Source organism: Bradyrhizobium sp. WSM4874, from assembly GCF_055811835.1.
In genome coordinates this window covers 1-2,122 of the sequence record NZ_JBVVPR010000132.1, presented here as the reverse complement: position 1 = coordinate 2,122, position 2,122 = coordinate 1, and the positions used below count along the sequence as shown (strand labels likewise).

General features: G+C 62.9%; 4 protein-coding genes. 1 reads left to right on the top strand and 3 read right to left on the bottom strand.

Features of this window, described 5'->3' with window-relative positions; genetic code table 11:
- Window positions 1–766: 766 nt before the first annotated feature.
- The gene (locus AC0L3P_RS39595; protein WP_473309413.1) at window positions 767–1,111 is read right to left on the bottom strand and encodes a hypothetical protein; all 345 of its coding nucleotides are present in this window, start codon (window positions 1,109–1,111) and stop codon (window positions 767–769) included.
- Here AC0L3P_RS39595 and AC0L3P_RS39590 point away from each other — a divergent pair.
- Window positions 1,097–1,297, top strand: a complete 201-nt coding sequence (locus AC0L3P_RS39590; protein WP_473309411.1) for a hypothetical protein — start codon at window positions 1,097–1,099, stop codon at window positions 1,295–1,297. The two genes, AC0L3P_RS39595 and AC0L3P_RS39590, sit on opposite strands and share 15 nt — an antisense overlap.
- Window positions 1,298–1,438: 141 nt before the next feature.
- Here AC0L3P_RS39590 and AC0L3P_RS39585 read toward each other — a convergent pair whose 3' ends face one another.
- Window positions 1,439–1,786 carry a hypothetical protein gene (locus AC0L3P_RS39585; RefSeq protein WP_473309410.1) on the bottom strand — a complete coding sequence of 116 codons (348 nt, stop codon included), beginning with the start codon at window positions 1,784–1,786 and terminating at the stop codon, window positions 1,439–1,441.
- Window positions 1,787–1,966: 180 nt separating this feature from the next.
- On the bottom strand, window positions 1,967–2,122 hold a 156-nt coding region (gene repC, locus AC0L3P_RS39580), incomplete at its 5' end, for a replication initiation protein RepC (protein ID WP_473309412.1).

The following is a 2,122-nucleotide window of genomic DNA, read 5'->3' as shown; positions in this document are numbered from 1 at the left end:
TTGCACGCCCGGTTCGGCGAGAGGGGCGCAGAAACCATCCGTCGCAAGACGGACAGGCGCTGTGCCCCTACTCTACCCTTGGTTTTCTCGGGCCGCGCCGATCGCGACCTCGATGGCGGTCGTGAGACCGGAGGCGATCGACCTGCACCCAAAGGGCCGAAATGAAATGGAGGGCGGCCGGCAGCGACTTTCTTGGACCGCGAGGAATGGTGCGCAGCGCCAGGGGAAGAAAGTCGAAGACGGACGTTGCAGGGACAAGATCGAGAGCCCGCGAAGCGGGATCGGTCTTCGGTCAGACCAGCCTCTATCGAGGACGCTGATGGGTGCGCCCGTCGCGAAAACATATGGAATGAAGACAGCCGGCCCTAGTCGGTTCGGCCATTCGCATCAAGGCAACGGGTCGCAACGAAACGTAGCTCACCTTGAGCAGGCCACGCCGCGTCATCACCCGCAATGGAAACCGTCGCTGTCACCAATGTCGGCGCACCTGTCGAACTCGCGATCGCAAGATCGATAACGAGGCTGGCAACGTACTCGCCATGTGGATGCAACCGCCCACCGCATCCATGCGACCGAACGCTCCCGAGGCGTAAAACAGATGCTATCATCGCTGGTCATGCCGGCCTCCGAGTCCAGATGATTCCGCCGGCACGCGCGATGGAACGAAGCTGGGCGTTCGGGTTGCCCTGCCACATCGTCGGAGAGGGTTGTGAGCACAATCGGCCTCTGCAGCAATCCGGCTGCCGGGCTCGATTCAACCCGAACGTTATTTGGACGGCGGTCGCAGCGGGCTTTCCGACCACTTCCGGGCGAAGGGATCGCGCAGCGGATCGTCCTCGCAGACCACGCAGACGTAGCGCGGCCCGCCGGGCGCGAGGTCGTCGGGCACGGCCGTCATCGGCTTACCGCACTTCGGGCACAGCTTCCGGCTGAGGTAGAGCGGAGTCATGATTTTTGCCTGCCGGGACCAGCTTAGTTCCCCGTGCGCCGCGAGCACAAGTAAATCGCCGAAATCGTCCGCATGCACCAGGCCGCTTGACGCGGAGTGCGTCTCGCGTTGAAATCCGACTTTCGGTGTTGTTGCGGGGGTTGCGTCGTGGAAGAATTTCATAGGGGCTTCGCGCAGCGGGCGCGCGATTTGGCGGAGAACGCGGACCCGTTCACCAAGCGTCGGCTACTCGACCTAGCCCAGCGGTACGATCTCAAGAGCAAACCGGGAGCCCCGGGCGCTCGGACCCTCCCGCCGCCGCGCGCGACGCCACCGACCGCGCTGTTTTCCGGCTCCGGCGAAGCTTAAGACTAGTCGGAGCGCGGTTCGGTCGTCGGTTTTCTATGTGTTCATCGACCGGTCCGGGTGTCGGCCGCCCGCGGTCGCGGTGCTCGCGTTAGTACAAGCTAAGCCCTACTGCACTGAACCGCGCACGCGCGCCGCGAAGGGTCATCGCCTGCGCTGCGCGATCTCGTCAGCGACCATGCCCTCCGCCCGCACCAGCCGCTCATGCAAGGTCTCGAACATATCGAGGATCTCTTCAGTGGGTTCATTCTTGCCCTGCTCTATCGCTTCGGCGACGAGTTCATCGAGGGGCGTCTCCTCCAACAGGCCTTTCTCCAGAAGCTCCTCAAACAGACTACCGCTGCTCGGTTGCGGTTGGATGCGATCGTCGGAGTTGCACCAAACGGTGAAAGTCTGTTGTCCCAGAACGGCGTGCTCGACCATCTCCGCATCCAACGGAATCAGCGTCCCCCAGGCCTCGCCCGCCTCGTCCGTGAACCCCGCCACGTACATCCGTTGCTCCGCCGCGCGCCTTCATCACGAGGCTGGAAAAATGGCGTGAGAAGGATTGGAGCGTATTCTGCCATGACGATCTCTCCGAACCGCTTTGCGTCGACACAGCGCAGAAGCCGGGTCAGTGCGGGTATTTCGATCGCACGAAACAGCAAGGTCTGGGAACGGCGCCTCATTGCCTCACGCCCGCTGTTTGTCTCGCCGGCGAGAATTGATCTGCGCCATCAGGATCGGACCAAGCGAAAATTCGCCGACCTCTGCTTTTCGCGTCAGACCGCGCAGATAACCGCCAGCGGAATTGATCGCCGTCCCGCGCTGCAGGATACACGCGACGAC

What these genes read in the sequence shown, in the direction of transcription:
- AC0L3P_RS39595 (WP_473309413.1), bottom strand. Translation starts at nt 1,111, where the DNA reads ATGAAATTCTTCCACGACGCAACCCCCGCAACAACACCGAAAGTCGGA.
- AC0L3P_RS39585 (WP_473309410.1), bottom strand. Translation starts at nt 1,786, where the DNA reads ATGTACGTGGCGGGGTTCACGGACGAGGCGGGCGAGGCCTGGGGGACG.